Genomic DNA, 25,862 nt, shown 5'->3' with positions numbered 1-25,862 from the left:
CTTATCGATTAATTTCAAGTACTTCGTATTGAATAACGCCCGCTGGAACGTTTACATCTACTGTAGATCCTTTTGCTTTTCCAAGCAAGGCTTGACCAACAGGAGATTCGTTTGAAATTTTATTGTTTAATGGATCAGATTCAGCAGAACCAACGATAGTGTAGTCTACTATGTCCCCAAATTCAAGATCTTTTAGACGAACAGTCGAACCAACACTTACCACATTGGTATCAACATCTTCGTTCGTAATAATGCGAGCATTACGTAACATTTTTTCTAGGGTTAGAATGCGCCCTTCGATGAACGCTTGCTCATTTTTAGCTTCTTCATACTCAGAGTTTTCACTAATATCTCCAAAGCTAATGGCTTCTTTAATACGCGCAGCTACTTCTTTACGCTTAACAGTTTTTAAATCTTCTAATTCTTGCTCAAGCTTCGCAAGGCCTTCAGGTGTAAGAATGACTTCTTTTTCAGACATCTTCGTATTCCCCCGTTTATCAATTTTTAATCCCGTTATCAAAAAAGTACACAGGATTATATGTAGATCACCCACTTAATATACTAGGGGTAATCGGGTTTCTTTTTGTAATACAGTGGGTCATAGGGAAAGCTGCCAGATCAGATCTGGCAGCTTCAAGTACATAATACGATGAATTATAGGATATGGGAAATACGTTGTCAATGTTTGATTTCCATTATAAGGCAGAGATTTTTACAGACCCTTCTTTTTCAATCTCTGTATCATCAAACACTCCGCTTTCTACCCAATCAACGTACTCATGTAATAGACGGTGTAATTCCTCTTCTGTTTCAACAGAATTTATCAGGTGTTTAGTCTGAGTGGCACCTTTTAAACCTTTCAAGTACCATGCAGCGTGTTTGCGCATCTCAAGTATGCCAACTCTTGGTCCTTTTAATGCAACTAAACGTTTAGCATGTAGCAAACAGATATTAACCTTATCACGGGCAGTAGGCTCACCTAGCAATTCTCCTGTGGTTAAATATTGAATCGTACGATACAGCATCCAAGGATTCCCTAGAGCTGCACGACCGATCATAACCCCATCGCAGCCTGTCGTATCTAACATTCTTTTTGCATCTTCTGGTGTTGATACGTCACCATTACCGATAACCGGAATATTAACTACCTCTTTGACTCGGCGAATCCATTCCCAATCAGCCTGACCCTTGTACATCTGAACACGAGTACGAGCATGCACAGAAACTGCTTTACCACCAGCGCGCTCTACCGCCTGTGCATTATCTAGGACGTATAGATGATCCTCGTCCCAGCCTAAACGCATTTTGACTGTTACCGGTTTGTCTACAGCATCTACTACTGCTGACACCACTTCATAAATTTTTTCCGGGTCTAGTAACAAACGAGCTCCTGCATCACAACTAACAATCTTAGGAACAGGACACCCCATGTTAATATCGATAATATCTGCATTGGTGTTTTGGTCAACGTATTGAGCTGCTCCCACCAATGTCTCCTTATCTCCGCCGAAAATTTGTAGACTCAAGGGTTTTTCACGTTCATCTACATATAACATGTCTAACGTTTTTTTGTTACCATGCATAATTGCCTTGTCGCTAACCATTTCAGCACAGACCAGACCTGTGCCAAATTCTTTAGCAATCAAGCGAAAAGCAGGATTACATACTCCTGCCATTGGGGCTAAGACAACATTATTTTTTAGTTCTATGTTCCCGATTTTCATATATAAAACCTCCTTAAGCGAAGGGACTCTGCCTACTTTTCATTCCCTTTATTTATAGCACATAATTCCTCATATTCAACTTGTAAAGTGTTGGCTATCTTCCGTAACACCAGTTCAGTCGGTGGTTTCGTCCCTCTCTCCAAGGTACCTACAAATGATAATGATACTCCCATTTCAGTGGCTAATTGCTGTTGTGTAAAGCCTTTTAATTTGCGGAACGCTCTGATTCGGCTCCCCAATCTAATGTCCCCCATACCTGTACCCCCTGCGTTTCTATACAATGATGGATTGCTTCTTCTATGGTTAAATCTGTTCCCGGTATAACTCCTTGCCATACCTCTTGAAGAGGAATAAGCACAAACGCACGATGAATCATCTCTGGATGAGGAATAACCAAATTCGGTAACTTCACTTGCTCTTCTCCAAAAAGCAATAGATCAATATCAATATTGCGTGGGCCCCAGCGCTCAAGGCGAACTCTCCCTAATCTTTGCTCAATTGATAAGGCTGCCTCCAATAACTCTAGGGGCGCTAAGCTGGTCTTAATCTGAATCACCATATTTAAAAAGGCAGGCTGATCTGTATAGCCCACTGGATCCGTTTCATATACAGAAGAAAGGCGAGATACCTGAATAAAATCATGTGCATGTAACTCGGCGATGGCACCTTTAAGCATAGCTTCTCGCTCTCCCTGATTAGATCCAAGGGCAATATATGCTTCTGTAAGGTTGCCCATGCTAGTTACTCCCCTTTTTCCTGATCATCTCAATCGCAACTGACTGGTAATGCCCTGCAATAGGAGGGTCTGGTTTTGTTACTTTTACTTTGACTTCATCTAAAGGAAAATCACTCAACAAGCCATCGCAAATCTGCGACGTCAATTTTTCCACTAATTGATAACGCTCTCCTTCGACGATAGCCTTCACCCTTTCGTAAATATCCGCATAATTAACGGTATATTCTAGCTGATCCGTATCAGCAGCCTTTTGCAAGTCAAGCGAGAGCTCCAAATCAACATAGAACCTTTGACCTAGCCTAGCCTCTTCTTGAAAAACACCATGATAACCATAAAAAGCCATACCATTAAAATAGATTTTATCCATTGTAACGTGCCCCTTTTTTCATAGCATCCATCATCGTTGCTGTTCGTTTTATGGCTTTAACATCGTGCACACGCATGATATGACAACCTTTTTCAATACCTAGTGCTACCGTAGCTATTGTACCCTCTAAACGTTCTTCCACAGGTAAATCAAGAACCTTACCAATCATGGACTTCCGTGAGGTTCCTAGTAAAACAGGATAGCCAAGAGCCACTAAATCGTCCAACCGCCGCATAGCCTCCAGGTTTTGTTGCAATGTTTTAGCAAAACCAATGCCTGGGTCCAGCACGATCATCTCATCCGAAACACCTGCTGCTAAAGCTAGCTGGATAGATTCCTGTAGATCCTCTATATAGTCGGGGAAGAAATCCTGGTACTCCATCTGCTCTCGATTGTGCATCAAGATAATCGGCACATTCCATTTAGCAGCTACAGCAGCCATTTCGGAGTCTTTTTTCGCCCCCCACACATCATTAATAATATGGGCTCCTGCCCGCAACGCTTCGTCAGCAACCCGGGCTTTATAGGTATCAACAGAGATCGGTACATCTATATCGCGGGAGAGGCGCTCGATAATCGGAATGATTCGCTCTAATTCTTGTTCCGCACTAACAAGCTGAGAACCTGGCCGTGTCGACTCTCCCCCTACATCGATGATATCCGCCCCATCCTTCACAAGCCTCTCAGCATGGCGCATAGCGGCATCCAGCTGATTGTAATGTCCTCCATCCGAAAAAGAGTCAGGAGTGACGTTAAGGATTCCCATAATTAAAGTTCTTTCGTGTAGCGGAAGATTATATGTACCACATGATAGTGATGTAAATTTAGTCAGAGGACGCTCATGATCATGTTTCATCTTTTTCGAACTCCTTTTTATAATGTGGAAAGCATAACACAATCAGTTGGACAATTCTACCAATCGCCTGTAGGCTTCGTGCAACTTTCGTGTCACCTTTCCATAAACGTATGGAATTTCTATATTCTCTACAATCGACACCGGAACAAGCTCTTGAATTGAGTTCGTTACGAACACTTCATCTGCTGTTAATAAATCCTCAAGGGGATAAAGACCTTCCTCCACGTTTAGACCACCTGCATGCGCAATAGTAATGACAGCATCCCGGGTAATTCCCGCTAACAGATTAGTATCCACGGAAGGCGTATATACCTTATTGTCCTTCACCCAAAAAACATTACTTACGACTCCTTCACAGATATGACCTTCTTTTGTTAAAAATAGACCTTCTATATCCGCTGCCTTTCCTATTTCTTGTTTACCCAGAGCGCAATTCAAATAATTGTGAGACTTAAAACGCTGGTTTCCTTCCTGAGTCTGCCTTGGAAAGGAAATTACTTTCAATCTTTTGGCAATAGGAGGCTGTGCGATTTGCGTTACTGATTTGACAAAAATATAAAGCGATGGCTGCTCATATACACCGCTATGCAAACCAACACCCTCTTCTCCCCCAGTAATACTAATTCGTACATAAGCATCCTCTAGCTTATTCTTCTTGAGAGTAGCCTGCACAGCACGATATATCTCACTACGATCCCACTTGTGACGAATACATAAGGCAGTCATTCCTTGTTCCAGACGCAACATATGCTCATCCCAAAAACACGGTTTTCCTTGATAGATTCGAACGCTCTCAAATAAACCGATACCATATAAAAAGCCATGATCCATGGCTGAAACTACTGCTTGTTCAACAGGTACAATGTTATCATTAACAAACACCCACATCCGCTTAATCTCCTAGCTATCAGACGTTTATCCCTCTTCTACAGCACATAAAATCATAGTATCATAACTAAAACTTTCCTCGAAACTCTCCTGTCGTGACTTTGGTTTATTCCACTTTTGAAAAAACCACCTGCAATCATTTTTGCAAGTGGCTTTGAAGTAATGTTTCGTTATTTGATAGGTTGAATCTCTTTTGCATAAGCCGTCAAAAAGTTTTTCAACATTTGTTTTCCGTATTGGGTAATGATTGATTCGGGATGAAATTGAACCCCTTCGATAGGTAGCTTTCTATGACGAATGGCCATTATTTCACCTTCAGGCGTTCGTGCTGTAATCTCTAGTTCTTCTGGAATTGATTCTTCCTGGATCACTAACGAATGATAACGCGCAGCTTGGAATGGTGAAGGTATTGATGCAAAAATAGTTTTGCCATCATGTAATACCTCCGATGTTTTTCCATGCATAAGCCGGTCTGCTCGGACTATTTTCCCACCAAATACTTGGCCAATTGATTGATGTCCGAGGCATACACCAAAGATCGGAACCTTACCCGCAAAATGACGGACGACATCCATACTAATTCCAGCTTCATTCGGTGTGCAAGGACCTGGAGAAATCATCAGGTAGTCTGGCTTCATGTTTTCGATTTCTTCTAGCGTGATTTTATCGTTACGAAATACCCGTAACTCCTCACCCAACTCTCCAACAAATTGTACTAGGTTGTACGTAAAGGAATCATAGTTATCAATCATAATGATCATACTCGGCTCTCCTCTCGGCTCTTCAGCCTCTCGTTCTCGAATTCTTCCCTCAGCTCAACTGCTTTCCACAAGGCCTCCGCCTTCTTCAACGACTCGTCACTCCGCTTCTGACATAAGAATTTAAATGGTCAAAAGCAACAGGTCTTGATCTATCATAACATACAGATCTGATAGCTGTAAGTCATCATTTGGAAGCTTTTGTAAGATTAATTCAAAAAATGAATTGATTTCATAGCTTAGATAACCGGATCTTCAGGCTCAGTAGCTGCTTCATACACGTCGCTACATAATCCCTCATTCCTTGTCACAGAAAGAAAAGGGAATCATGCAATTTCACTCTTTCCACACAGAGAACGACAAAAAGAAGTGGTCCCAGCATCGTGCCGAGCCACTTCCATTCGATTATTCCTTATAAAAAAGCCAAACCACTATTAATCTTCAAAATGATAAAGTGGCGTAGATAAATAGCGTTCTCCATTACTAGGAATAATAACCACTACTTTTTTCCCTTTACCTAAACGACTTGCTATATCGAGAGCCGCTGCAATAGCCGCACCTGAAGAAATTCCACCTAAGATTCCTTCTTCCTTAGCTACACGACGAGCTGTTTCAAAAGCAGCCTCGTTTTCAATAGGAAGAATTTCATCATAAATAGACGTATCCAAAATCTCGGGTACGAATCCAGCACCAATTCCCTGAATCTTATGAGGACCTGGTTTTCCTCCAGACAAGACCGGTGAAGCCTGAGGTTCTACCCCGTAAATTTTTACCTCTGGGTATTCCTCTTTTAGCACTTGGCCCACACCTGTAATCGTTCCGCCTGTACCAATACCAGCAATAAAAGCGTCAATACCACCAATCTCTTTTCCTTGCTCAAGTAACTCTTTTGCTGTAGTTTCTCGATGTACCTTAGGATTGGCTGTATTATTAAATTGTTGCGGGATAAAATAGTTTGAGTTCTCGCGAGCAAGTTCTTCTGCCTTACGAATCGCTCCGCCCATTCCTTCCGCTCCAGGGGTCAAGATTAGTTCCGCTCCATACGCACGTAGCAAATTACGTCTTTCAATACTCATTGTATCTGGCATAACCAAGATAGCACGATATCCCTTTGCCGCAGCCACCATTGCTAATCCAATCCCTGTGTTACCGCTGGTTGGTTCAATTATGGTATCGCCAAGCTTCAATTTACCTTCCGCTTCGGCTGTTTCAATCATAGAAAGTGCGATACGATCTTTCACACTACTTCCGGGGTTAAAGAACTCCAACTTCAAATAGATATCAGCCATGTCTTCTGTTACGACACGATTGAGTTTGACTAATGGCGTATTTCCAATCAGTTCTGTAATAGATTGTGCAACCCGCATGTTTTTGTCCCCCTCAAATAATCACCGAGTAATTTGCTAGGATTTGTAGGTATTATAACAAATCATATTCATTAGCGTCAACGATATGTTAGCTCCTTCACTTCTACTTTGGTGGTCTTACGTAAACGATTTAAAATTTCATCAAACGACTCGGCTTTGGCGATAGCCATGTCTTCAAAAACTTTTTCCTTCGATTGCTCAAAAGTTGGGATAACTTCTTCCTTCCGCTCTGTTATACGCAATAGTGCATAGCCGTCTTCAACCGGAATAGGAGCAGATACTTCATTTATTTTCATATCCTGAAGAGCGAACTGTTCATTTTCTGTTAAAGAATCATCCTTTAATAAAATGATCCCCATATCTCCACCACTTGAAGCTGTTTGAGCATCTACAGATCGTTCTTTGGCTAACGCAACAAAATCTGCTCCCTTTGACAGCTCTTGAAATAAATCTTGAGCTTCTTGTTCTGTTTTTACTAACAGTCGATAAAGATGTACGGTGGTTGGTTGAATATAATCTGATTGGTGTTGCTGAAAATAAGCTCGTAGCTCATCATCACTGATTGTCACATTCTTTGAGGCCAGCTTTTTCAACAGCAATTGATAACGAACTTCCTGCTCCATTTGAGCTGGAGTCTGTCCTAATCGATCCTGCACCTCACTAGGGATATCACCCTCATGTGGGAAATGACTTCTTATCCTCTGAATCTCTTCCTGAACTCGCTGATCAGAAACAGTAATTTGCAGACGACTTGCTTCTTGGAAGACTAGTTGGTGGTCGATCATACGATCCAACATCTGCTTTCCATAGCGCTCTTTTAACTGTGAGATTAGCGCTTGCTCTGTAACGGTTTCGTCTCCCACCTTAGCTACTGCTGCTAAACCTGCTCCTTTGTACCAAGCACCCGATACGACAGCTAACAATAAGATGAGCGCACCAATCAAGCTCCACAAAAACCGAACGTTACGCATCCATTTCTCTCCATTTCATTGAAATTCTATAATATTAGGGCAAGAAAAAAACGGTAGTTGACGTGTCGTTAGCAATCGCACATGTCTCATGCTCTAGTCTCCACCGTTTTGTCTCTTATTCTTTATTTATCCAAATCATTAATGATTTCCTGCAAATCATCCCGGTCAAACTGGTAAAGTTCATTACAGAAATGGCAGTGAACCTCTGCTCCGCCCTCTTCTCTTTGCATGCTCATTAATTCTGCCTTACCTAAGCTTGCTAATGTATTACCCACTTTTTCGGCTGAGCAACCACAGTTAAAGGTAAGATCGAGCTTGCTATGAATAGTAGGATTATCCAAAACCTTAGCTATCAATTCTTCCGGCGTAATGCCTTCTGCAATTAATCGTGATACCTGCGGCAATTTACTAATTTTCTCTTCAATTTTCGCAATATCCTCTTCAGGAGTACCTGGTAGTAATTGCAAAATAAATCCACCTGATCCAAAAATGGAATGATCCTCAGGATTGACCAATACACCTACTGCAACAGCTGAAGGAGTCTGCTCTGATACCACAAAATAATAACTAAAATCTTCACCGATCTCACCAGATACAATCGGTACACTGCCTTGATACGGTTCTCGAAGACCTAAATCCTTCGTTACATATAAAAAACCATCGGTACCTACTGCTCGTCGAACGTCTAGTTTGCCAAGTTCATTTAACTCAAAATGGACTTGTGGATTTGTTACATACGCACGCAATTCGCCATGGGCATTGGCCTCCGCAAAGATACTACCAATCGGACCACCGCCATTAATCTTGACCGAAATACGTTCGTCCCCTTTAAGCATAGCACCCATCATAGCGGTCACTGTAAGCGTGCGCCCTAAAGCTGCACTAGCAGTATTCAGCATACCGTGCCGTTTTCTAATATCCTCTACAATTCCGGTCGTCCGGGCAGCAAATGCTCGAACGTTACCATTAAAACCTGTTGCTCTTACCAAATAGTCGCTCATATTAGTCCTCCTTGCATGTCCTCTTCTTTTGTTTCAGTGTGCCTCGTGTGCTCAGTACACATTCTCTTGTTTTTGCACATTCTGGGTTACTGTTGTTTGACTGTAGGTAATTGATTGCACCAAAGTATTTCTCTTGTTTACGCAACTTTGATCCAATCAATTAGCTATTCATGCACAACAAAACTCCCGCGCAAGAGGCAGGAGTCCTCCATTCAGTCCCTATTTAGAATGTACCCAGGATTCGGCCCAAGTTTGCACAGCATCCATGACGGTTTTTAACCCTCTGCCCTTATCTGTTAACTCGTATTCAATACGTACAGGGGTTTCAGGATAGACATTCCGCGTCAAAACACCAGCAAGTTCTAACTCCTTAAATCTTTCCGCCAACATCCTATCACTCATACCAGGTATGACTTCAGATATATCTTTAAAGCGCTTAGGCCCTGTCATCAACACACAAATAATTAATCCCGTCCAGCGTTTCCCCAACAATTCAAAAGCAGTCTCAAGCTTTGGACACAATTGGTGGTCACTCATCTTTATCACTCCCTTATAGTTATTTTACCATAGCTACTTGACAAAAATAAGTTCTCAGAAGTGGAGATTCCTTTCAAAGTGTAGTTTTCCCGCTTTCCAATTAAAAAATGGTTACTGCCTACTCACTTATTTACTTTCCTCATATGAATAGTATAAGGCCTTCCTATTATTAGACAAACCTCTATGGTAATTATGTTAATTATATAGAATTTTCAGTTTATTTCAAATGTAGGAAGAGTTACACAGACATAAGAAAAATAGACAATAAAAAGGAGCATGATCATGCTTCTTAGCATGTAGCTCCTTTGACCTCCAATTATGGGGACAATGAATGAATGATCTTCTTTTTACATACCTTAGGAAAGGTACTCCATCAAATTGCGTGAACACTTCTGTTTGCGCAATCTCTCAATCGTAGTCGCTTCAATTTGACGTATACGCTCGCGAGTAAGACCAAACATCTTGCCCACTTCCTCTAACGTATAAACCTGATCATCGTACAGTCCATAACGCATCGCAATGATTTCTTGTGAACGTGGACTTAATACGGATAAAGCATCAAAGACTTGGTCTCTTAGATCAACTCGTTCAATCCAGTCTTCTAATGAGTTTTCTTTGTCATCAACAATTTCGGCGTAGCTTAGCAATTCTTCGTCATCTTCCATGTGGAGTACGACGGGCTGCTCGTCAATTGATTCCATTTTAATGCGAAGAGCATACTCGATGGTATCCATTTTTTCCAAGGGAATATTTAAATAGTTTGCAATCTCATGTCGTTCGGGATTGCGGTTCAGCAAATGAGCTAATTGCATTACTTTCTTTTGATAGAGACGTATTTGCTCATGCATGTGTACAGGTATACGAATAAGACGGCCTTTGTCACTGATAGCACGTGTGATGGCTTGTGAAATCCACCAATGCGAGTAGTGATATAAACGGACGCCTCTTGTAATATCAAATTTTTCTATTGCAGTAAATAACCCAATTGTTCCTTCCTGAATGAGATCAAGGAACGGCATTCCCTTTTTTAAATGACGAAGTGCAGTGTTAACGACATAACGAAGATAAGCACGTACTAGAACCTCGCGAGCTTCTAAATCACCATCACGCTGATACTGAATCAAATATTGCATTTCTTCATCTTTATCCAACATAGGTGTTGCTGCTACGCCCTCCAAAAACAATAACGCGGAAGTATCTGACCGTAAAGATTTAGGAACAACAATCGATAATTCGTTCTCGACTTCACGCCAACGCCGGGCACAATCTTGGAAAGAGGTGTGACTCATAGTGGTCATGTGCAACCCTCACTTCATCGGAAATAGAAATATTCAGTTATCTCCTGTTGACACATTAAAACATATTGTATAATTCTTATGTTAACAGAATATCAGGAAAAAGGTGAACAAAATTTTTGAAATAACTAGAACTTTTTACATCTAGTTATTAATTCCTTAATTATGCTATACCTTTCATGATATACATTACGTACCAGTTCTAATTTTACCGTACGTAGGAGATAACGGTCACATTACTACTTACCGGAAAATGTTTTGTAGCGAATCATTAGTACTTCGGTAAACGAACTAGTGCATTCTTTTATGGTAACTGATCCTTTGTTAATCAGTGTACACCAATTTTACCTTGTACCAAACCCTCTAAGTTAAAAACTTTTTGAATTAACTCGCTACTAATATTGACTCCCTATCCCCCCAAAAAGTTGCATTTCTTCCTATATGTAAAATCTGGATACCCATTTGCTGTCTACTTATAAGAAAATAAATGATATGAAACGCAAAAAAAGTGTAAGAAAGCTATCATCATCTCGTCTATTTCCTTACCCAGCTTTTTGGAGCTTCAAATAATGCTAGTAAGGATGAAGCAGACTTGTTTTTTACATATACTCCAAGACTATCAGAGGGTAATTCTTTAAAAAGAGGTGTTACACAAATTGACTAGGCGCGAACACATTGAGGAGTGGTTTGTTCATTATAGTGACGATATATATAAATTTTTAGTTTACTATACGCGTAACCGCGATGTAGAAGATTTGGTGCAGGAAGTTTTCATGAAGGCTATGAGAGGTTATGAAAAATACGAAGGAAGAGCTCAACCTAAAACCTGGCTTTTTTCAATTGCACGCAATACAGCAATTGATCATGAACGAAAGAAGCGCTATATGAGTTGGCTACCAGATACCTGGTTAAAACAAATAAAATCAACTGACGAAACACCTGAAGAGATTGTAGGCAAACAGGAAGAAAATCAAATGCTCTATGCCGCTGTGCAGCGATTAAAACCATCCTATCGGGAGGTTGTGATCCTACGCGGAATAAAGGGATTGTCCCCAAGTGAGACCGCAGAAATCCTGCAATGGAGCGAAAGCAAAGTAAATACAACCTTGCATCGTGCTTTAAAAACTTTACAGAGAAGCCTGGGCAAAGAAACTGATGTAGATGGGGTGATTAATCGTGTCATTTAATAAATTTACAGACCTAGATGATCAATCGAATCAAACGTTAAAGCATCTGCAAACACTCCCAGATCACAAACTGGATGCTGAAAGCAAGCAACACATGCTGGCTCATTTATTAAGAGAAGAGAAAAAAGATTTGCACAGAAGTGATCTATCTACTTATTTTACTTGGATCAGTAAGGGGATTGTGTGCAGTTCATTAGTTCTAGCCACCTTCTGGTTAGGAAATTCGTGGGTTCAACAGAATCAGCTAACCAATCCAAACAAAGCTCTGGTATCTGCTACTCCAAGTTATTATAAGGAGTCTCGCAGTACTGATTCACTCAACTTTTTCCATGATAGCAAGAAAAGTGTGGGGAAAAATAGCCAAACAGTGACTCCTGCGCAAAACAAGCTTTTATTAAACGTAATGGAGAGAGCTAGAAGCGGTAAGGTTATAAATGCAGATATTGCTGTGGGAACATCCCAAGCGGACGACATAAAAAAAGTGTGGGGTGAATCAAAAGGGCAGGATCAGGTACGATTTGGTCTGCCTACTGCTAATTACCCTGAGAAGTCATTAGCGTTTGCTTACAATAAAGGGGGAGTGCTAGTAGAAATTATTTCAACCGACTCTCGGCTGACCGCTCTAAATAAAGAACAAGTGGAACAGGTTCTTGGGAAGCCCCAATTTGTGCAACAGTACACGGATCAACTGAAATACAGCTATTCTGCGGGTGATGATTATCAATTAGTATTTTATTTTACTCCTACCAGCATCAATAATAGTTCGAACACAACTGATCCGTCTGTTGGGAATCATGATGTATCTCTACAAATTGAACATGTAAGTATCGTCTATCCACACGGACGGATAAACCCCATGTTTGGAGATAATATTGATCTCTTACAAAGAAAAAATGAATCTGCTTCTCAAGGACTGTTAGTAGAAGACTTTAGAGTGGGACAAACCACTAAGGAGCATATAGAGCAACGCTGGGGTAAAGCTGATAAAATGGACACTCCATATAAAACTACCTATGCGGTCTATCGTAAGCAAGGTACTGTCGTAGGATATGATTCTAAAGGTCTACTGATTGAAATCCGAAGCTTTGATCTTCTCTTGCAAGACATTCACCTATCGGAGGTCAAAACAGCCTTGGGCGAAAAATTAAAAGGATACTTTAATAGAAATAAAGAACAGATCTTTACTTACCCACTAAATAATGAGTATCAGCTTCAAGTGGTCATAACTCCTGTAACAAATAATAATACAGACCCATTAGTGGATCATGTAAATGTAGTACACAAACAATCCGAGAGTTGGGAAACGTGATTTCTTGAATAAGAACCACGGTAGATAGAGATTTTAGCTGGGACACTATTTGGTTTTTTATGACTTTGCCTGGGTTAGAAATCAGGCAAAGTCATTCTTGCTTTTTTGATGCCTTACCATATGCTTTCATTTTGTGGCCCGGATATGTTCATCTTTATCCCTAAATGCTTAAACCATCTTACGCTCACCACTTTAATTCTTCTACACTGATAACAGGGAATTCATGTGGCTGTTGAAAAGGAAGGATAGAAGGTTCAGAAGCGTATACGACAACAATTCTCGATGGCCCGATCATTTTCTTTGGAGCTAGAGTTTTCGGCTTAGCTTCTTGGTCAAAAACCGTTATATTTAATTTTCCACCAGTTACTTCCTTTTCAGGTGAAACAACAATATTTTTGGCAAAGAGCTTTTTATCACGATATTGCAGATCTATTTTGTGATTTTTATACCACTGTTCAAAGTCTATATAAAGTGAATACATTGCTAATGGTTGTGATGTAATAGAGGATTTCCCAGGTTGTAACTCTACTTGTCTTACAACGTAATTCCCATTCTTTTTCATACTGTCACTAAAACGAATAAAAGCCTGTTTTTCAATCAAATCAATAATTCCTTCTGATTTTAGCTCCTCATGAATAGCAAAAGAAGCATTATGATTACCTAATTCAATTAATGACTTAATCTCTTGCTTTTTTTGTATGATGATTTCTGTATCGACCACAACTAGACCCAAAAATAGAAAGAGAAGCAGTGTTGACATCGTAAGTAGTTTAATTCCCGTATGCTTCCCTCCTAAAGATCATAGTCCATTGCGTTAATCGTTCCCTGTCGATGTGCATAAATGAGGGGCTTATCAGTAAGAAATAGCTGTGAAAAAGCAGGGATAGCCAATCCCATTTGTAACCTGAATTCATCAGCATGACTCCATAAGGCCTGATCCTGAGCATAGCTTCGCTTAATTGAAAACACGATATCTGTATCTTTTAGCTGATACGGTTTGCGCTTTACTTCTTCCTTTATAAATTGCTCCACAGCTTGAGTAACATCCGCCTCACTTCTAGCTCCACGGTTACTTATAAATTTTGTTGTAGCAAAGCTTACATCAAGTAATTCATTTTTCATCTGGAAAACAGTATGGATTTGTACACAACCAATTTTTACAAGTATTAAAAGAATGACCGATAATATGGTAGTTATTAGTTGCCCCATTTATCTCACCCCAAAATAAGTGGCAATCTCTATAAGACGGGAAAAGAATTTGGTACTAGCCCCCAGTACACTGTCGGTTCCCATAAATAATACGTTTACAGCTAACGGTAATGTGATTACTAGCAAGACCAAAACAGCTATAAGTTTACTCATCATTACCACCTAACATCAAAATATTCAGAAGGTTGTCGGCTATAAAAGGCAAATATATACGTGCCTTTTGTATATTTGTTCAACATTCTAGCTACACGAGATGGCTTTACTTGCAATTGTAATTCAATAAATTCTTGCTTTTCTTTTAATACACGCTGATTAATCTCTCTGGGATAACTGCCTTGAAAATAGTCACCATCCACTGCTTCCCACCCAAGTTTATTCATCTTTTCACTGTAATACCTTTCTACATCCCTATCTAAATAGCCAATATCTCTCATATCATCCATAACATCACTGAAAATCCCTCTAGCCAAGGCGTGTTCAACAATAGACATCTCCAAACAGGCTGTCATGGAAATTAAAAAGACGATAGCTACTAGGCAAACAAAAAATAATTTTATTTTTATCATCTCTTATTACCCACCACTGTTAATAAAATGTAAGAACGGTAGCTTGCTTTATTCTTTGATGATGTCCTTCTACTAATTTTTCAAAGGGATGTATGGCCCAAATTGCTGCAGAAATCATACTCGTCGCTGAAATAATAAGTAAAGCAGAGATAAAGTTAGTCATCTTAATTACGAGGAGCAGAAGTATATGAGGTTCCATTTTGCATTTGAAACCTAATGACTTGATTACCTGTATCATAATTTAGAGAAGAAACAGAATCATCGATTCTTTTGGAGGCGTTTGTGGCCGATGGACTTAATTCGTTGCCATAAGACGATACTCCAATACCAAGTACCATGACACAAGCTAGAAAAATAAAAAACATCTTGGACATATACAACACCCCTCTTAATATTTATTGTAGAATTAATCTAGTCTGGTTTTTTCTAACGGAATGGCACTATCAATCCATTTGATAGTTTTGTCACGCAATCCATTCTTCTTTACTACAGCTTCATTTAAAGAACCCATTGAACCAACAATGATTCCGAGTGTGAAAATGATGCAGCACAATACTGCAAAAAACTTACTCACATTCCCCCCTCCCTTAAACCAAATATTTATTTAAAATTTCATGTAAAAACTTGTACCAAGGAAACATTGCAACGATTAGACCTATATAAAATGCTGGATATACAATCAGACTGTATGCCATGCCTAAGGATTTAATCTTTTTCCTCTGTCGAAACATTCTGCGGTTATCTACTGTCATCTCAAGACGATGCATGGTTTGTGATAGCAGAATAGCAGGCATTTTTTCTAATGTACGCATATTTGAGACGAGAATAATTGCATCCTCCACACCAAGGTCACGCTTAAATTGCTCAAGAGCAACAACTCTATCCCTATTCCATTCTGATAAAGAAGGTAGGTATCGCTTCAAGTGCTTCGTCGGTCTTGCAGCTTTCACCATGGCAGAATAAGCTGGGACATTATTTTCTAATAAGGCTATATATCTATTAGTAAACCGAGCAATATCCTGACTAAGAATATCCTCGCGATAGGAAGCCCACCATTTCAAAAGAACATACGGTATAAAGTAGGTAATTGTCGGTATTACTAAAATCCAAAATAAAGAAAGCGCTGTTGAAAAAAATATCATCTTTACCATTAACAACATTAAAAAAATGGCTAAACCTCCAAAGAATTGTATTGCTATCCATTCTGACTTGCCCAACCCCAATAGATATCCAGCTTTTTGTAAAAGCTTATCCCATTCCCCATCAGTTTCCTTTTCTAATGTATCCCTCCATCGCTTCCATAAGGTTTGAGATAGATATTTCGGCTTAACACGAATCCTTTTTGTCACAATAAATAGAACAGATATAAAATTGATAAAAAGTAGGATGGCGGTACCAAGTAAATAAAGATAGGATAGATATGGTGTCATGAATCACTCCTCCGGGCCCAAATAAATGCTAGCAAAATTGAAAAGGACCATGTCATTACTGCTAAAGAAAGCAATGATTGTCCATCAGCTGTAAAGAAATAGAGTCGATAGGAATCTTCTAAAAGGATTTGATTATAAGGGATTAACAGCAGACAAATCATAATCACAGCAATCAAGCTGATCCAGATAGCATGAATTTCACTCCTCCGTTCATTCCATTCATCTTGCTGGACAAACATTTCATTCGTTAATCGATTAAGGGCTGATTGAATATCTTCTGTTTCTCCTTCTAGTCCGCTCATAATATAAGTAGCAAAATCCTCCGCCCAAGAATGATTTAATCTCTCAGCAAATTGTTCCAAAGCGAGATGAAAATGACTCCCGTCTGCTAATCTATTATTCAATATAATTAATTCTGATTGGAGATCTTTCGGGCATTCATCAATCATCTCGCGAAATGCTAACATGATATTTTTATGCCCGCTATAATATCTAGCAAAAAGATCAATAAATACTGCAAAGGATTTGATTTTTCGATTAGTTGTTATCACATAGGTAGCATAAAGAAGTAACCAAGGCACTAATAAAAATAGTAGGAATAACGATAACGACACTATGATATTTCTAGTAAGTAATCCTAATAAAAAACCGACACCTGAACCAATTAAGGAAAACAACATAAATGCTTCTGGGTTATAAGCTCCGACGACATCACACCATGTAGCTACCCTGTTAAACATATATCGAGTATTTTTATCATTATTGAAAAACTCACGTAACTTCCAAAAGGTTATGGGATAACTAGCCTGTCTTCCAAGCCATGCTCTATAAATCAGTATACCGAGAGAGTAAAAACCGATTATGAAGCAAAGCAGCATAGGTAAAAGGAGTAAATAGTTCATATAGCACTCCCCTTTTCAATCACCCCTAATTCTTGCAAAACTTGAAGATCAGCTTGTCCTGTCAGACACATATACTCTGCTAACTGCCTCTTAATTTTTCTTCCTGTCCATTCATATTCTCCCGAAGCGACATTGAATATAACTAAGGGGATAGATTCTACTCTGCACATTTGCTCATTCCAGCTACTAGTATATATAGCATCAATATATCTGTGTCCTGTATTACGGATTTTCAAAGAGTTAATAAAATTCACTGCTCGACTAATTCTTTCTTGAGTTAATTCGATACTTCTCCCTCCATATTGGAAGACCAAATCTGTTAAATCATGAAGGGCTTTATCTGGAAACCGTTCATGTAATGCTGCAATCGTAGCATCAGTGCCTCTAATTCCTGCATTGACGAAATGGTACGCTTCTAAAGGCTCACGAATCTCTCCTATTAAAACCGTATTAGCTGTTGTTCTGTATATATCCTTAAAGCAGTTTTCTAAGCTAATGCCAATCTCTTCTACATTTTGGAGTTCGACTACCTCTCCCGGCCAGACATCAGCAAATCGCATCTCATGCTCACTTTCATAAATAGTGATATAGTCTTCATACGGATTTTTAAGTTTTAACATCGAGATTAGTAATGTTGTTTTCCCCGCAGCCATTGGACCAATAACCAGTACATTTGCCCTTCCATATACTTGTTGTTCAAGTAAAAGCTGAATTTTTTTATCAAAGGTTGGCTGAGATTGAAGTCGTAGCTCTTCAAGAGAAAATGAAGTAGTAGTAAACCTACGGAGTATAATGGTCGGGTTCCTTGTATACGGGTACGTAAACATCGTTAATCTTGATTTTAACTTTTCCAAATATCCACTTAGCCTTGGTCTTTTCTCATGAAAAAGTAACCCAGATGCATTTGTTAGTTTTTGTTGCAATACCTGTACTTCTTGCCAAGTAGGTACATAAGGTAAAAACTTTTTATTCCCTCCCTCCATATAAGTGACCTGTTTCTCTGCTGTAATCCTTACCTCTTCTATGAGAGGAGATAAGTGTAGAACCACATCGAGAATTCCCCATCCGTAAGTAGAATATACGAGCCCTTCGTAGCTGCTACAAAAGGGCAATATTTCCTCCCTTACAGGTCGGTGTAAGATTTCTTCAAAATAGTGCTGTAACCGTAAGATCAAATCCCGTTGACTCTCTCGATCTCCCTGTTCGACTAACACCAGCTTTCGCTGAATTTCAAGGCTTTCTTCCTTCGAATTTCCATAATGATTTAAATAATCTCTTGCTGCTTGTTTAACATTATCTATCGTCTTGATTTGCTCAGCTGATTGGGTCGCTTGTTTCCTTTTACCTTGTCTGTTCATTTGGCTACCCCCCGGTCTTTTGTACAATCAACAGGCATCGGGAAGCTTTTTAAGCTTTGAACATATGCCTTTGGTGGAAATATCTCATTTATCATTACACTCTTACCCATACTAGATTGATGTATTCTACATGCCTCTATCCTAGCTACTGTTGCTTTGACTGGAATATGCGCTAGATTTTTCATGTTAGCTTTACTCATTTCCGCTTCTGAGTAGGGAGAAGCTACTAACCCGATAGGCAGATCGATTAAATCTATTTCATCCAGTATTTTTTTCACATACTGCAAGCTAAACTTATCTGGCCGACTGAATATGTAAACATAATCGGACTGCTTACATATCTGTTTAGATGGCTCCAGTTGCAAAAGCGGATTGCCCAAATCGATAAACAACACATCAAAAGTGGTCTGTAGGATATTCAATAAGGTTATTACTTCATGATTTTTCCACCTACTAGTTGCATTCGAATAGTAAAGATTATGTAATGAGGATACCTTTTGAAACGCTGCTAGCCAGTCTCTATTTAATATAGAAATAGATCGACTAAGATCAGGACGAAATTTTGATAAAGTTTTACTTTTTAAAGAGAAGAATTCGCTCATATCCGGCTTTGTACTATGCATGTCTAATACCCCAATACTTAGTTCAGGATGTTTTCTGGCCAGCCAATGAGGGTAATTTAGACAAAATGTCGTAACCCCTGCTCCACCTGGGCTTATCATGGTATATATTCCTCCCTTTTTCACCACGAAATTTTCTCTCGGCGTTATACGTTTGGGGGAATTTAATAGCAAGCGCATCTCATCCTTGATTTCGAGATGAGATAAACCAGTGGGTAACATATACAAGTGACATAAATTTTTTACGTGTATAATTTCTTCTATTATCTTTTGGTCTTTATTCAACGGTATGATAAAGCTTGGAATATCTATAGGGAGTCGGCTTGAAATCTTCGGAAGCCACTCCCATACAGGATCTGAAAATGCCTCTGAAAACAGTAGACAAAAATCTGGTTTGTATATTTGTACATATTCGATAAATTCATCTATACTTTTTGCGCAAATATATTCATATTCTTCTGGCACAAAAATCCTTGCTATAGAGTTCATTGGATAACTTACAAGCCCTCTCAATATCCGTTTCCTCCCTCCAACATCTCACGGCCAATCTGGATTGTTCCGTATTGCAAAGCTTCAGTTAGTATCAAATACTGTTGATCTGTTAAATTAAAGCCAACAAATGCAGCCACAGCAGAAGGTTGTGCTCGATAGTCCCAATATCTTTTTTCCAATTCATCTAATGGGGTGGCTTGGGAACCATGAAAAAAAGCTTTAGTCATTTTTCCTGCATCAGGGAAAAATTGTGGCTGTATAGTGTAAATCTCAAACCCATTGCTATCCTTTACTGTTACTAGTTGACTAGTAAAAAGTAACTCTGCTGATGTACTTTTCATTTCAAAATGCTTAGGTTTCGGTAGGTTTTCTAATTCAGCTGTTGTTTTATATCTAAGCCAAACTTTTACCTGATCTCCCTTTCGCATTTCAGTAACAGGCATCATAGCTGTAAGAGGTAACTCATACCTTGCCTGGCCTCGGTCAGGAAGTAAATATCCATCTCTTAGTTTTTGAATAAGGATTTGCTCACCAGAATAAATAGTTTGAACACTTTGCTTCCCTAAAATTTCTTCCAGCGATTGAATTGCTTCCGGATGAATTTTATCCACTTGCTCTTGTTCAATGATAATATCTGCCCTTGAAATGGGGTGAAATGGTTCCAACCGTTTCCCCTGAGCAACTTTAATAACTGGAGCAAACATTTTTTCATGTACTAATTTATTAATATATTTGGTAGCTACATAGAAGCACCCTAATGCTAACAGAAAGGATGTTATGCATATTAGCAATAACGTTTTTTTCTTCATACACCTACTCCTTAGTTATATAAAAGCTCAAACCAATCACTGTATTCTGTAAAAAGCTCACAATAAAATCTCCCCTGTAGCTGTGCTTGAATTACCTTATCTGCACACATTTGAGATATATAACAATCGATTTTTCTGGGTCTGCTATCTTTGTTCCAAAGTGATAATGTTCCCTCTATTTGCTTATCTAGGGCATGCTCGGTCATATTGTCGTTCCAGCGATTCAATATATATTTGCATTTTTTTGAAATATCATTCCAAAACACAGGTGGTTCTTCAGTACATATAAGTTGTGCTAAACGGGATATATTTGTATCAAGCGTAATCCAAACCTCATCAGCCCATTGCATTAGAAGTTCAATACCTTCTTCTCTCCAAAAAGAAGATAAATCTACAAGGAGTAAACTGCTCTGCTTTTGAAGAGTAAATAGATCAGATAACATTTGCATTTCTATTTTTCTTGTTTTTCTTTTTATTGAAGTATCTACACAAATAAGTAATCTCTCGTTTTCTAAGTATGCTATCTGATTAGATGGTCGAATCTTGGTGGGAGTGTTTTGTGAGAAACACTTTTTTGCCTCCATGTCCAGCGCAGTGTAATAGTAAGAAGGTCGAAGGGGATGTTCGCATAAAGTAGTTTTACGTTTTTGGCTGGATAGCCAAGCATAATTCCCTGCAATAAAACTAGAGCCTGTTGAAGGATATAAACTAATGATGATAATTACTTTTGAAATTACTTCTATCTCTTCTATTAAGGGAGTATGTACTAATTTTTGTTTAAGCAGCAACCATCGCTTTTCTTCAGATTGACTAGATGTAAACTCTTTACTCTCCAAATCTCTAAATATTTTGAGAAATCGTTGAGCATTATTATTCATCGAATTTCACTTGATAAAAAATTCTCTAATTGATCGTTAACCTTCTCTTTTCGATGTTTAGCTTCTATATAATTAAGGAACTTCGATACCATTCCATCAATTTCCAGATGATTGCGATAGTAATAAAAAATCTTACGAATTCGCTCTCTTTCTTTCCTATTTAGAACTGGCTGCATTTGCTCAATTTGGTCAATGAGCCTGCTCAGTTGGACGTTATTGGGCCTACCCCGTCTAATTGGTCTTTGATAATAAGCTTGTTGGTATTCATCAAACGCTTGAGGATTTTCAATGAGCCATGAATCAACTAATGCCTCAATATCATTAAAATTACGGATTCCTAATTTATCTAAATAATGAAAATACATCACTTTAGTTCTATTCCCTTTAGATTGCCACTGCTCCATATAGCCGTTTGATTTAGTAAGCACTTGCGTTACATATTTAATTAATTCTTGTCTATTTCTGACTTCATACATTCCTATCGTTCTACGTACAATAGAAAATAGAACGGAGTGAAAACCCGCACTTCTGTTATTATTTATCCTTCTCTTTCCATACCAATCCTCTACTGCTTGATCAAAATCTTTTCGACAATGAACCAGATGTAATTTTTGCAAGTGCTGATAGAAAAAATCTGAGTCATGCTCCGCTACTACCTCTTCCTGGTAATCAACGAATACATAATCAATAAATTTATTCTTTAACTCTTCCTTCTCCAGTAAACTGCAGACTTGCTCATAACAACGCTCTACTAGTTCTAAAGAATCACTTGCTAACATAGTAAGTAAACCTCCTATAATAGTTAAAATATTTCGGCTATATTTTGTGTGATTATAAGAGTCACGTCAACAAAACAAAGAAATTACTACCGCCCCTACAGAAATACCCAGAGGCGGTAGTAGGAAAATCACTGAATCAAAAGATACAGTTCTTCCCCCGTTGGCAATAGAAATGCGATTCTTCCATTGCGGATTATGACGGTTGGAGCACTCTCCATCATGATTAATCCGTCATTAATGACCATGTGCTTTCCAAATTGGTGTACTGACTCAATTGGAAAGGCACCTTTTGGCATCTCCTCTACTGAAAGGAATGCTCCCGGTCTGTGTTTCTGATAACGAACTTGAAGACCAATTATCGTTTCCAATGTCAAAGCTTGCGTCGTGTGAGCAATTACCGTTGCCATAGCAACCCTCCTTCTCACCAACAGATTAACGGCCGTTCCATACGCTTATAAGCTTATGAAACTATCTCTACGGTATAAAAAGACAGAGGGTATTCGCAAATAATTCTTACCTATGTTCTGGTTTATTGAAATTACCTTCCTCTCCCCATAATCTTGGTTCAGCTAATTCAGGATATATCTCAGTGATTAGATCAAAAGGAGAGAAATACAAAGTATCTACTAAGATTTTTAACTTGTATGTACGTAGAATTTGATAGGCTTGTTCTGTTTTTCCAAAAATCCTTGGAAGTTCTGAGATATTCGTAATCTTTAAAAGCTCTTCACACATATAGATAAAACAAATTTTAGCTCGTTCCTCTCCTAATACGCTCTGAAAATAATGCAGTGGGAAATGTCTCCGACGACCATTTAGAACTTCTTGGTACACCCAAAGCGCTTTTTCCTTTTCTGTTAATTTAGGTAAATAGGGATAAGCATAGTCGATAATATAGTACACATCTGTCGCTTTCGCTTCGATTGGAGGCTGGATGAACTCAATAATTAAGTGTAGCTTTAACTTTTTAATGTCTTCTAAAGAAAGCTGACTTTTAGCTTGCTCAGGTGTCCATTTCTTTACTTCCTCCACTGCATATTGAATGATTAACTGAATCTTTTTCTTTCGGAATTGAATATCTTCAAATTCATAAGGTGAAAAACGTTTTTGCGTTCCAGCTAATATTTTCTTGTATTTCGTGATAATTAATGAGGGCATGCCGATACACTCCTTACTTAGAGTCGGTTTCCCTAAAATTAGCACGTGAAATTAGGACAAAAATATCAAAATTATCCTATTTTTATCAAATTATTCTATTTTGCTATTTTTTCTTATTCCTGCCTGAGATGTCCTCCGAAAAAGAAATTCACGTGCCCCGAATAGCATATAAACCTTCTTTTTCATCTCAATAGCTACATGATATATTCCTTGGGTATATAACGAGGATTTCTCGCCTTTTTGATGCGTTATGTTAATATCACTAGCTATCCGATTCAGCCCTGTTTTATTTAAACGATAGAGAATCTCTGCTTCTTCTCTAGCGCCTCGAATAATACTCGCCTTTTTTCTCTTAGCTTCTTCCGTTGTAGCTATTAATAAAGAACGTGCCTCTTTTGTTTCCGAGTCCACTTCGATCCATTGCCCAGCTGTTCTTGCTCCTCTAACGATGACATCCGCCGTTTGTTGTATTCGCATTTGTGTCAAATCTGCTTGTTGCATTAACAACACCATAGATAACAATAAACAAAGACAGATAAGAAAAAAGAGCGAGGTGGGTAACATACTTCCTCGCTCTTCTACTATGATTCTTCTCAGAGACATATTAGTCATATATCAACCTCGATCTCTTGCATTTTCAATCATCATCAAATAAGATTCTTCTACCGTATAGGACTTTCCTGATCCTAGGAGAGGGAAGGTAATCCTTACTTTTGCTTCCACATGATTCCCTTGTGACCAACCACCCCTAACTATCAATTCAATCTGTTTATGTTCAAAATAAAGGGCCTGTTCCAGCTCCTTTTCGGCATACTTTTTCGCCATATAGGTGGCTAAACCATAGTTAGGTTGTACACATGCAAATCTTCCTGCCTCATATGATGCAGCTAAAGCCTTTTGTTTTTGATACATAATACTAAATTGATCACAACCATAAATAAATAAAAACCAGAGAAGAGGAAAAACCAAAACATACTCGACAATTTGACTCCCTCGCTGATTTCTTACATATCTAAACCATCTATATCTATTGAACATAGAGCTTCACTATATAAATCATGTATGCCAATAAAAGACTTAAAGCATATGGGAGAGCTAAAGCCGATTTTCTTACCTCAGGTAACCAAAACCTACGATGGGCAGACCACATACCAGCACTACTCTTCAAATGATAATAAATCAGAGTTATACGTGAAGGACAAACTAATAGAAAGCAAATACTCACCACTAGAGAACAACAAAAAATCCAATAGGTAGTAGCTGGAGTTGTATAACTGCCTACCAGCATGAGCAATTTTTGATCACCCATTCCCATCCCCTTTACTAATACAGGTAACAATGTTAGTAAAAATCCCGCTCCTATACCTATTATCATTTGCACTATTTCGCCAATCGCGCCTCTTTGTAGGCAAGCTATACATAATGTTACACCGACAAGCCAATTAGGGACTTTCCGGTATCGTACATCGTAATAGGTAGCTATAGCCAATACTGGAATCAGTACAAAGCTCATTTACTTATTTTCTCTTGCAGCTCTTTTAGTTTCTGATCTTCCGTTGTACGTAGCTCAACCAATGTAGGGATAAGGAATATTAAAATTACTGCTACAATAATGACCATCTCTACGATTGTCACAGCATCTTCTTCTTTCCAAAATCGTCTAGCATAATGCACAATATAATTCATATTTTCCAGCCCCCTTCTCATACTCTTACTTTCACAAAAGATAGAGATCAGCTGCAAATAAATTTTTACTATTAAAGCTGATTTTTTATCCCAATAAAAGAGGGTCCAAGCACTAGAAACATCAAGGGAACACCCATAAACAAAACTACTAGGGGTAACAATCTTACACTCATTCGATTTACCTCATTTGTCATCTGGTCTTCTTCTCTTCGTAATTGCTCTTCAATATGCATTCGCAGTAAATGAGCAATACTAGTTCCTTTAGTCACTGCCTCTTGTATATCAGTCACAATTGATAAAAAAGAGGCCAGCTCCCAACGTAGAGCTAGCTCCTCCAAAGCTTTTCTCCAATTTCCATATCGCTTTTGCTCTACTTCTAAACGAGCAATTTCTTGTCCAAGTCGTTTAGGGTATCTACTTGCAGCTTTACTCATTGCCGAATGAACAGGCATACCCGCTTCCACAAGAGCCAATACAATACTAAAAAAGATGGGTATTTGCACCTCTATCTCCCTTTGTGCACGTTTGTCATACCAGTTGATAATAAGGTTAGGAGAAAAATATAACAAAAGGGAGAGGATTAACCCGATTTTTTGAAAAATATCGACCTCTCCATCTCGCAAGTACCGATAGCCTAAAAGAAACACTGCACATCCTAAAAATAAAGCACCTAGCGCTTTTAAAACGAACCATTCCTCTACTTTTGTTTTCCAACGTAAACGCTGAAGCTGTCTGTCCACACGAAGCAAATCAAATCCTAATCTCCTTGCAAAAGCATCCAAACGTTTTGGCTCCGTCATCCACAATATAATACGTTGATCTCTTGAAAACAGCCTTTTCTCCTTCTTTTCTTTTTGCTCTTCTACCATAAATCTGGTAAATAAATTCGTTTTCTCTCCCATATTAACTACATAGAAAAAAGGAGAGGCTATCATAATTACTAAAATTCCAATCGATATACTTGCAAAAAGAGCCATTG

The 25,862-nt window shown here is 38.7% G+C and carries 35 protein-coding genes; 2 read left to right on the top strand and 33 right to left on the bottom strand.

Annotated elements, in window-relative coordinates; genetic code table 11:
• Position 1: 1 nt before the first annotated feature.
• From greA to ACQV1I_RS00685, 13 genes are all read right to left on the bottom strand, one after another.
• A complete protein-coding gene (greA, locus tag ACQV1I_RS00745) occupies positions 2–478 on the bottom strand; it encodes a transcription elongation factor GreA (RefSeq protein ID WP_003333840.1) in 477 nt (158 codons plus the stop codon).
• Between the two features lie 217 nt (positions 479–695).
• On the bottom strand, positions 696–1,724 hold the full coding sequence (gene dusB, locus ACQV1I_RS00740) for a tRNA dihydrouridine synthase DusB (protein WP_094702113.1): 1,029 nt from the start codon (positions 1,722–1,724) through the stop codon (positions 696–698).
• Positions 1,725–1,756: 32 nt separating this feature from the next.
• Positions 1,757–1,978 (bottom strand): helix-turn-helix domain-containing protein, encoded by a 222-nt coding sequence (locus ACQV1I_RS00735; protein WP_035312107.1) that lies wholly within the window; start codon positions 1,976–1,978, stop codon positions 1,757–1,759.
• Positions 1,930–2,460, bottom strand: coding sequence for a 2-amino-4-hydroxy-6-hydroxymethyldihydropteridine diphosphokinase (gene folK / locus ACQV1I_RS00730; protein WP_018672270.1), 531 nt, complete (start codon positions 2,458–2,460; stop codon positions 1,930–1,932). The genes ACQV1I_RS00735 and folK overlap by 49 nt, the downstream gene beginning before the upstream one ends.
• A gap of 1 nt (position 2,461) precedes the next feature.
• Positions 2,462–2,827 (bottom strand): dihydroneopterin aldolase, encoded by a 366-nt coding sequence (folB, locus tag ACQV1I_RS00725; RefSeq protein ID WP_094702109.1) that lies wholly within the window; start codon positions 2,825–2,827, stop codon positions 2,462–2,464.
• Positions 2,820–3,683 (bottom strand): dihydropteroate synthase, encoded by an 864-nt coding sequence (folP, locus tag ACQV1I_RS00720; RefSeq protein WP_094702107.1) that lies wholly within the window; start codon positions 3,681–3,683, stop codon positions 2,820–2,822. The genes folB and folP overlap by 8 nt, the downstream gene beginning before the upstream one ends.
• Positions 3,684–3,725: 42 nt before the next feature.
• Positions 3,726–4,571 carry an aminodeoxychorismate lyase gene (pabC, locus tag ACQV1I_RS00715; RefSeq protein ID WP_116335334.1) on the bottom strand — a complete coding sequence of 282 codons (846 nt, stop codon included), beginning with the start codon at positions 4,569–4,571 and terminating at the stop codon, positions 3,726–3,728.
• Positions 4,572–4,741: 170 nt separating this feature from the next.
• Positions 4,742–5,332, bottom strand: coding sequence for an aminodeoxychorismate/anthranilate synthase component II (pabA, locus tag ACQV1I_RS00710; protein WP_116335335.1), 591 nt, complete (start codon positions 5,330–5,332; stop codon positions 4,742–4,744).
• A gap of 431 nt (positions 5,333–5,763) precedes the next feature.
• A complete protein-coding gene (gene cysK, locus ACQV1I_RS00705) occupies positions 5,764–6,696 on the bottom strand; it encodes a cysteine synthase A (RefSeq protein ID WP_094702103.1) in 933 nt (310 codons plus the stop codon).
• Positions 6,697–6,773: 77 nt separating this feature from the next.
• Entirely contained in the window at positions 6,774–7,667 is an 894-nt protein-coding gene (locus ACQV1I_RS00700) for a peptidyl-prolyl cis-trans isomerase (protein ID WP_094702101.1), read from the bottom strand.
• A 122-nt stretch (positions 7,668–7,789) separates the two neighbouring features.
• Complete coding sequence (gene hslO, locus ACQV1I_RS00695; protein WP_094702099.1) at positions 7,790–8,668, bottom strand: Hsp33 family molecular chaperone HslO; 879 nt, start codon at positions 8,666–8,668, stop codon at positions 7,790–7,792.
• A gap of 219 nt (positions 8,669–8,887) precedes the next feature.
• A complete protein-coding gene (locus ACQV1I_RS00690) occupies positions 8,888–9,205 on the bottom strand; it encodes a winged helix-turn-helix transcriptional regulator (protein ID WP_003333851.1) in 318 nt (105 codons plus the stop codon).
• Between the two features lie 356 nt (positions 9,206–9,561).
• Complete coding sequence (locus tag ACQV1I_RS00685) at positions 9,562–10,503, bottom strand: sigma-70 family RNA polymerase sigma factor (protein WP_094702097.1); 942 nt, start codon at positions 10,501–10,503, stop codon at positions 9,562–9,564.
• A 653-nt stretch (positions 10,504–11,156) separates the two neighbouring features.
• On the opposite strand from ACQV1I_RS00685, the gene ACQV1I_RS00680 reads away from it, so the two are divergent.
• Both ACQV1I_RS00680 and ACQV1I_RS00675 read left to right on the top strand, forming a co-directional pair.
• The gene (locus ACQV1I_RS00680; protein ID WP_116335336.1) at positions 11,157–11,687 is read left to right on the top strand and encodes an RNA polymerase sigma factor; all 531 of its coding nucleotides are present in this window, start codon (positions 11,157–11,159) and stop codon (positions 11,685–11,687) included.
• Entirely contained in the window at positions 11,677–12,996 is a 1,320-nt protein-coding gene (locus tag ACQV1I_RS00675; RefSeq protein ID WP_116335337.1) for a YjgB family protein, read from the top strand. Before ACQV1I_RS00680 ends, ACQV1I_RS00675 begins: the two co-directional genes overlap by 11 nt.
• Positions 12,997–13,180: 184 nt before the next feature.
• Here the strand turns inward: ACQV1I_RS00675 and ACQV1I_RS00670 are convergent, their stop codons facing one another.
• The 20 genes from ACQV1I_RS00670 to ACQV1I_RS00575 all read right to left on the bottom strand — a co-directional run bounded on the left by ACQV1I_RS00670 (position 13,181) and on the right by ACQV1I_RS00575 (position 25,860).
• Positions 13,181–13,756: a hypothetical protein gene (locus tag ACQV1I_RS00670; RefSeq protein ID WP_116335338.1), complete on the bottom strand. Its 576-nt coding sequence runs from the start codon at positions 13,754–13,756 to the stop codon at positions 13,181–13,183.
• A 32-nt stretch (positions 13,757–13,788) separates the two neighbouring features.
• On the bottom strand, positions 13,789–14,205 hold the full coding sequence (locus tag ACQV1I_RS00665; RefSeq protein ID WP_116335339.1) for a hypothetical protein: 417 nt from the start codon (positions 14,203–14,205) through the stop codon (positions 13,789–13,791).
• Positions 14,206–14,358: a hypothetical protein gene (locus ACQV1I_RS00660; RefSeq protein ID WP_161555149.1), complete on the bottom strand. Its 153-nt coding sequence runs from the start codon at positions 14,356–14,358 to the stop codon at positions 14,206–14,208.
• Between the two features lie 2 nt (positions 14,359–14,360).
• Positions 14,361–14,771: a hypothetical protein gene (locus tag ACQV1I_RS00655; RefSeq protein WP_094702088.1), complete on the bottom strand. Its 411-nt coding sequence runs from the start codon at positions 14,769–14,771 to the stop codon at positions 14,361–14,363.
• Positions 14,772–14,935: 164 nt separating this feature from the next.
• Entirely contained in the window at positions 14,936–15,145 is a 210-nt protein-coding gene (locus tag ACQV1I_RS00650; RefSeq protein WP_094702086.1) for a hypothetical protein, read from the bottom strand.
• A gap of 32 nt (positions 15,146–15,177) precedes the next feature.
• The gene (locus tag ACQV1I_RS00645) at positions 15,178–15,345 is read right to left on the bottom strand and encodes a hypothetical protein (protein ID WP_201747442.1); all 168 of its coding nucleotides are present in this window, start codon (positions 15,343–15,345) and stop codon (positions 15,178–15,180) included.
• 13 nt (positions 15,346–15,358) lie between these two features.
• Entirely contained in the window at positions 15,359–16,201 is an 843-nt protein-coding gene (locus ACQV1I_RS00640) for a hypothetical protein (RefSeq protein ID WP_116335046.1), read from the bottom strand.
• Positions 16,198–17,103, bottom strand: coding sequence for a type II secretion system F family protein (locus ACQV1I_RS00635; RefSeq protein ID WP_116335047.1), 906 nt, complete (start codon positions 17,101–17,103; stop codon positions 16,198–16,200). The genes ACQV1I_RS00640 and ACQV1I_RS00635 overlap by 4 nt, the downstream gene beginning before the upstream one ends.
• The gene (locus tag ACQV1I_RS00630; protein ID WP_094702080.1) at positions 17,100–18,461 is read right to left on the bottom strand and encodes an ATPase, T2SS/T4P/T4SS family; all 1,362 of its coding nucleotides are present in this window, start codon (positions 18,459–18,461) and stop codon (positions 17,100–17,102) included. The genes ACQV1I_RS00635 and ACQV1I_RS00630 overlap by 4 nt, the downstream gene beginning before the upstream one ends.
• Positions 18,458–19,594 carry a hypothetical protein gene (locus ACQV1I_RS00625; protein ID WP_094702078.1) on the bottom strand — a complete coding sequence of 379 codons (1,137 nt, stop codon included), beginning with the start codon at positions 19,592–19,594 and terminating at the stop codon, positions 18,458–18,460. Before ACQV1I_RS00625 ends, ACQV1I_RS00630 begins: the two co-directional genes overlap by 4 nt.
• Positions 19,591–20,382: an SAF domain-containing protein gene (locus tag ACQV1I_RS00620; RefSeq protein ID WP_104067402.1), complete on the bottom strand. Its 792-nt coding sequence runs from the start codon at positions 20,380–20,382 to the stop codon at positions 19,591–19,593. The genes ACQV1I_RS00625 and ACQV1I_RS00620 overlap by 4 nt, the downstream gene beginning before the upstream one ends.
• 11 nt (positions 20,383–20,393) lie before the next feature.
• Entirely contained in the window at positions 20,394–21,260 is an 867-nt protein-coding gene (locus ACQV1I_RS00615; RefSeq protein ID WP_116335048.1) for a hypothetical protein, read from the bottom strand.
• Positions 21,257–22,039 carry a hypothetical protein gene (locus ACQV1I_RS00610; protein ID WP_104067400.1) on the bottom strand — a complete coding sequence of 261 codons (783 nt, stop codon included), beginning with the start codon at positions 22,037–22,039 and terminating at the stop codon, positions 21,257–21,259. Before ACQV1I_RS00610 ends, ACQV1I_RS00615 begins: the two co-directional genes overlap by 4 nt.
• 128 nt (positions 22,040–22,167) lie before the next feature.
• A complete protein-coding gene (locus ACQV1I_RS00605) occupies positions 22,168–22,446 on the bottom strand; it encodes a hypothetical protein (protein WP_094702070.1) in 279 nt (92 codons plus the stop codon).
• 106 nt (positions 22,447–22,552) lie between these two features.
• Positions 22,553–23,197 carry a hypothetical protein gene (locus ACQV1I_RS00600; protein ID WP_094702068.1) on the bottom strand — a complete coding sequence of 215 codons (645 nt, stop codon included), beginning with the start codon at positions 23,195–23,197 and terminating at the stop codon, positions 22,553–22,555.
• Between the two features lie 90 nt (positions 23,198–23,287).
• Positions 23,288–23,809 carry a hypothetical protein gene (locus tag ACQV1I_RS00595; RefSeq protein ID WP_116335049.1) on the bottom strand — a complete coding sequence of 174 codons (522 nt, stop codon included), beginning with the start codon at positions 23,807–23,809 and terminating at the stop codon, positions 23,288–23,290.
• Between the two features lie 3 nt (positions 23,810–23,812).
• Positions 23,813–24,235: a TadE/TadG family type IV pilus assembly protein gene (locus ACQV1I_RS00590; protein WP_094702064.1), complete on the bottom strand. Its 423-nt coding sequence runs from the start codon at positions 24,233–24,235 to the stop codon at positions 23,813–23,815.
• Positions 24,225–24,710, bottom strand: coding sequence for a prepilin peptidase (locus ACQV1I_RS00585; RefSeq protein ID WP_094702062.1), 486 nt, complete (start codon positions 24,708–24,710; stop codon positions 24,225–24,227). The genes ACQV1I_RS00590 and ACQV1I_RS00585 overlap by 11 nt, the downstream gene beginning before the upstream one ends.
• Complete coding sequence (locus tag ACQV1I_RS00580; RefSeq protein WP_094702060.1) at positions 24,707–24,883, bottom strand: Flp family type IVb pilin; 177 nt, start codon at positions 24,881–24,883, stop codon at positions 24,707–24,709. Before ACQV1I_RS00580 ends, ACQV1I_RS00585 begins: the two co-directional genes overlap by 4 nt.
• Positions 24,884–24,954: 71 nt before the next feature.
• Entirely contained in the window at positions 24,955–25,860 is a 906-nt protein-coding gene (locus tag ACQV1I_RS00575) for a type II secretion system F family protein (RefSeq protein WP_094702058.1), read from the bottom strand.
• Positions 25,861–25,862: the final 2 nt, after the last annotated feature.

It is taken from the genome of Brevibacillus sp. JB24b (assembly GCF_051713385.1).
GTDB classification, from domain to species: Bacteria; Bacillota; Bacilli; order Brevibacillales; family Brevibacillaceae; genus Brevibacillus_B; species Brevibacillus_B laterosporus.
This window is presented reverse-complemented; position numbering and strand designations above follow the sequence as displayed.

Excerpts from the sequence above, each read along its gene's own strand:
- greA (WP_003333840.1), bottom strand. The coding sequence starts at position 478 with ATGTCTGAAAAAGAAGTCATTCTTACACCTGAAGGCCTTGCGAAGCTT.
- dusB (WP_094702113.1), bottom strand. The coding sequence starts at position 1,724 with ATGAAAATCGGGAACATAGAACTAAAAAATAATGTTGTCTTAGCCCCA.
- ACQV1I_RS00735 (WP_035312107.1), bottom strand. The coding sequence starts at position 1,978 with ATGGGGGACATTAGATTGGGGAGCCGAATCAGAGCGTTCCGCAAATTA.
- folK (WP_018672270.1), bottom strand. The coding sequence starts at position 2,460 with ATGGGCAACCTTACAGAAGCATATATTGCCCTTGGATCTAATCAGGGA.
- folB (WP_094702109.1), bottom strand. The coding sequence starts at position 2,827 with ATGGATAAAATCTATTTTAATGGTATGGCTTTTTATGGTTATCATGGT.
- folP (WP_094702107.1), bottom strand. The coding sequence starts at position 3,683 with ATGAAACATGATCATGAGCGTCCTCTGACTAAATTTACATCACTATCA.
- pabC (WP_116335334.1), bottom strand. The coding sequence starts at position 4,571 with ATGTGGGTGTTTGTTAATGATAACATTGTACCTGTTGAACAAGCAGTA.
- pabA (WP_116335335.1), bottom strand. The coding sequence starts at position 5,332 with ATGATCATTATGATTGATAACTATGATTCCTTTACGTACAACCTAGTA.
- cysK (WP_094702103.1), bottom strand. The coding sequence starts at position 6,696 with ATGCGGGTTGCACAATCTATTACAGAACTGATTGGAAATACGCCATTA.
- ACQV1I_RS00700 (WP_094702101.1), bottom strand. The coding sequence starts at position 7,667 with ATGCGTAACGTTCGGTTTTTGTGGAGCTTGATTGGTGCGCTCATCTTA.
- hslO (WP_094702099.1), bottom strand. The coding sequence starts at position 8,668 with ATGAGCGACTATTTGGTAAGAGCAACAGGTTTTAATGGTAACGTTCGA.
- ACQV1I_RS00690 (WP_003333851.1), bottom strand. The coding sequence starts at position 9,205 with ATGAGTGACCACCAATTGTGTCCAAAGCTTGAGACTGCTTTTGAATTG.
- ACQV1I_RS00685 (WP_094702097.1), bottom strand. The coding sequence starts at position 10,503 with ATGACCACTATGAGTCACACCTCTTTCCAAGATTGTGCCCGGCGTTGG.
- ACQV1I_RS00670 (WP_116335338.1), bottom strand. The coding sequence starts at position 13,756 with ATGTCAACACTGCTTCTCTTTCTATTTTTGGGTCTAGTTGTGGTCGAT.
- ACQV1I_RS00665 (WP_116335339.1), bottom strand. The coding sequence starts at position 14,205 with ATGGGGCAACTAATAACTACCATATTATCGGTCATTCTTTTAATACTT.
- ACQV1I_RS00660 (WP_161555149.1), bottom strand. The coding sequence starts at position 14,358 with ATGAGTAAACTTATAGCTGTTTTGGTCTTGCTAGTAATCACATTACCG.
- ACQV1I_RS00655 (WP_094702088.1), bottom strand. The coding sequence starts at position 14,771 with ATGATAAAAATAAAATTATTTTTTGTTTGCCTAGTAGCTATCGTCTTT.
- ACQV1I_RS00650 (WP_094702086.1), bottom strand. The coding sequence starts at position 15,145 with ATGTCCAAGATGTTTTTTATTTTTCTAGCTTGTGTCATGGTACTTGGT.
- ACQV1I_RS00640 (WP_116335046.1), bottom strand. The coding sequence starts at position 16,201 with ATGACACCATATCTATCCTATCTTTATTTACTTGGTACCGCCATCCTA.
- ACQV1I_RS00635 (WP_116335047.1), bottom strand. The coding sequence starts at position 17,103 with ATGAACTATTTACTCCTTTTACCTATGCTGCTTTGCTTCATAATCGGT.
- ACQV1I_RS00630 (WP_094702080.1), bottom strand. The coding sequence starts at position 18,461 with ATGAACAGACAAGGTAAAAGGAAACAAGCGACCCAATCAGCTGAGCAA.
- ACQV1I_RS00620 (WP_104067402.1), bottom strand. The coding sequence starts at position 20,382 with ATGAAGAAAAAAACGTTATTGCTAATATGCATAACATCCTTTCTGTTA.
- ACQV1I_RS00615 (WP_116335048.1), bottom strand. The coding sequence starts at position 21,260 with ATGAATAATAATGCTCAACGATTTCTCAAAATATTTAGAGATTTGGAG.
- ACQV1I_RS00610 (WP_104067400.1), bottom strand. The coding sequence starts at position 22,039 with ATGTTAGCAAGTGATTCTTTAGAACTAGTAGAGCGTTGTTATGAGCAA.
- ACQV1I_RS00605 (WP_094702070.1), bottom strand. The coding sequence starts at position 22,446 with ATGGCAACGGTAATTGCTCACACGACGCAAGCTTTGACATTGGAAACG.
- ACQV1I_RS00600 (WP_094702068.1), bottom strand. The coding sequence starts at position 23,197 with ATGCCCTCATTAATTATCACGAAATACAAGAAAATATTAGCTGGAACG.
- ACQV1I_RS00595 (WP_116335049.1), bottom strand. The coding sequence starts at position 23,809 with ATGACTAATATGTCTCTGAGAAGAATCATAGTAGAAGAGCGAGGAAGT.
- ACQV1I_RS00590 (WP_094702064.1), bottom strand. The coding sequence starts at position 24,235 with ATGTTCAATAGATATAGATGGTTTAGATATGTAAGAAATCAGCGAGGG.
- ACQV1I_RS00585 (WP_094702062.1), bottom strand. The coding sequence starts at position 24,710 with ATGAGCTTTGTACTGATTCCAGTATTGGCTATAGCTACCTATTACGAT.
- ACQV1I_RS00580 (WP_094702060.1), bottom strand. The coding sequence starts at position 24,883 with ATGAATTATATTGTGCATTATGCTAGACGATTTTGGAAAGAAGAAGAT.
- ACQV1I_RS00575 (WP_094702058.1), bottom strand. The coding sequence starts at position 25,860 with ATGGCTCTTTTTGCAAGTATATCGATTGGAATTTTAGTAATTATGATA.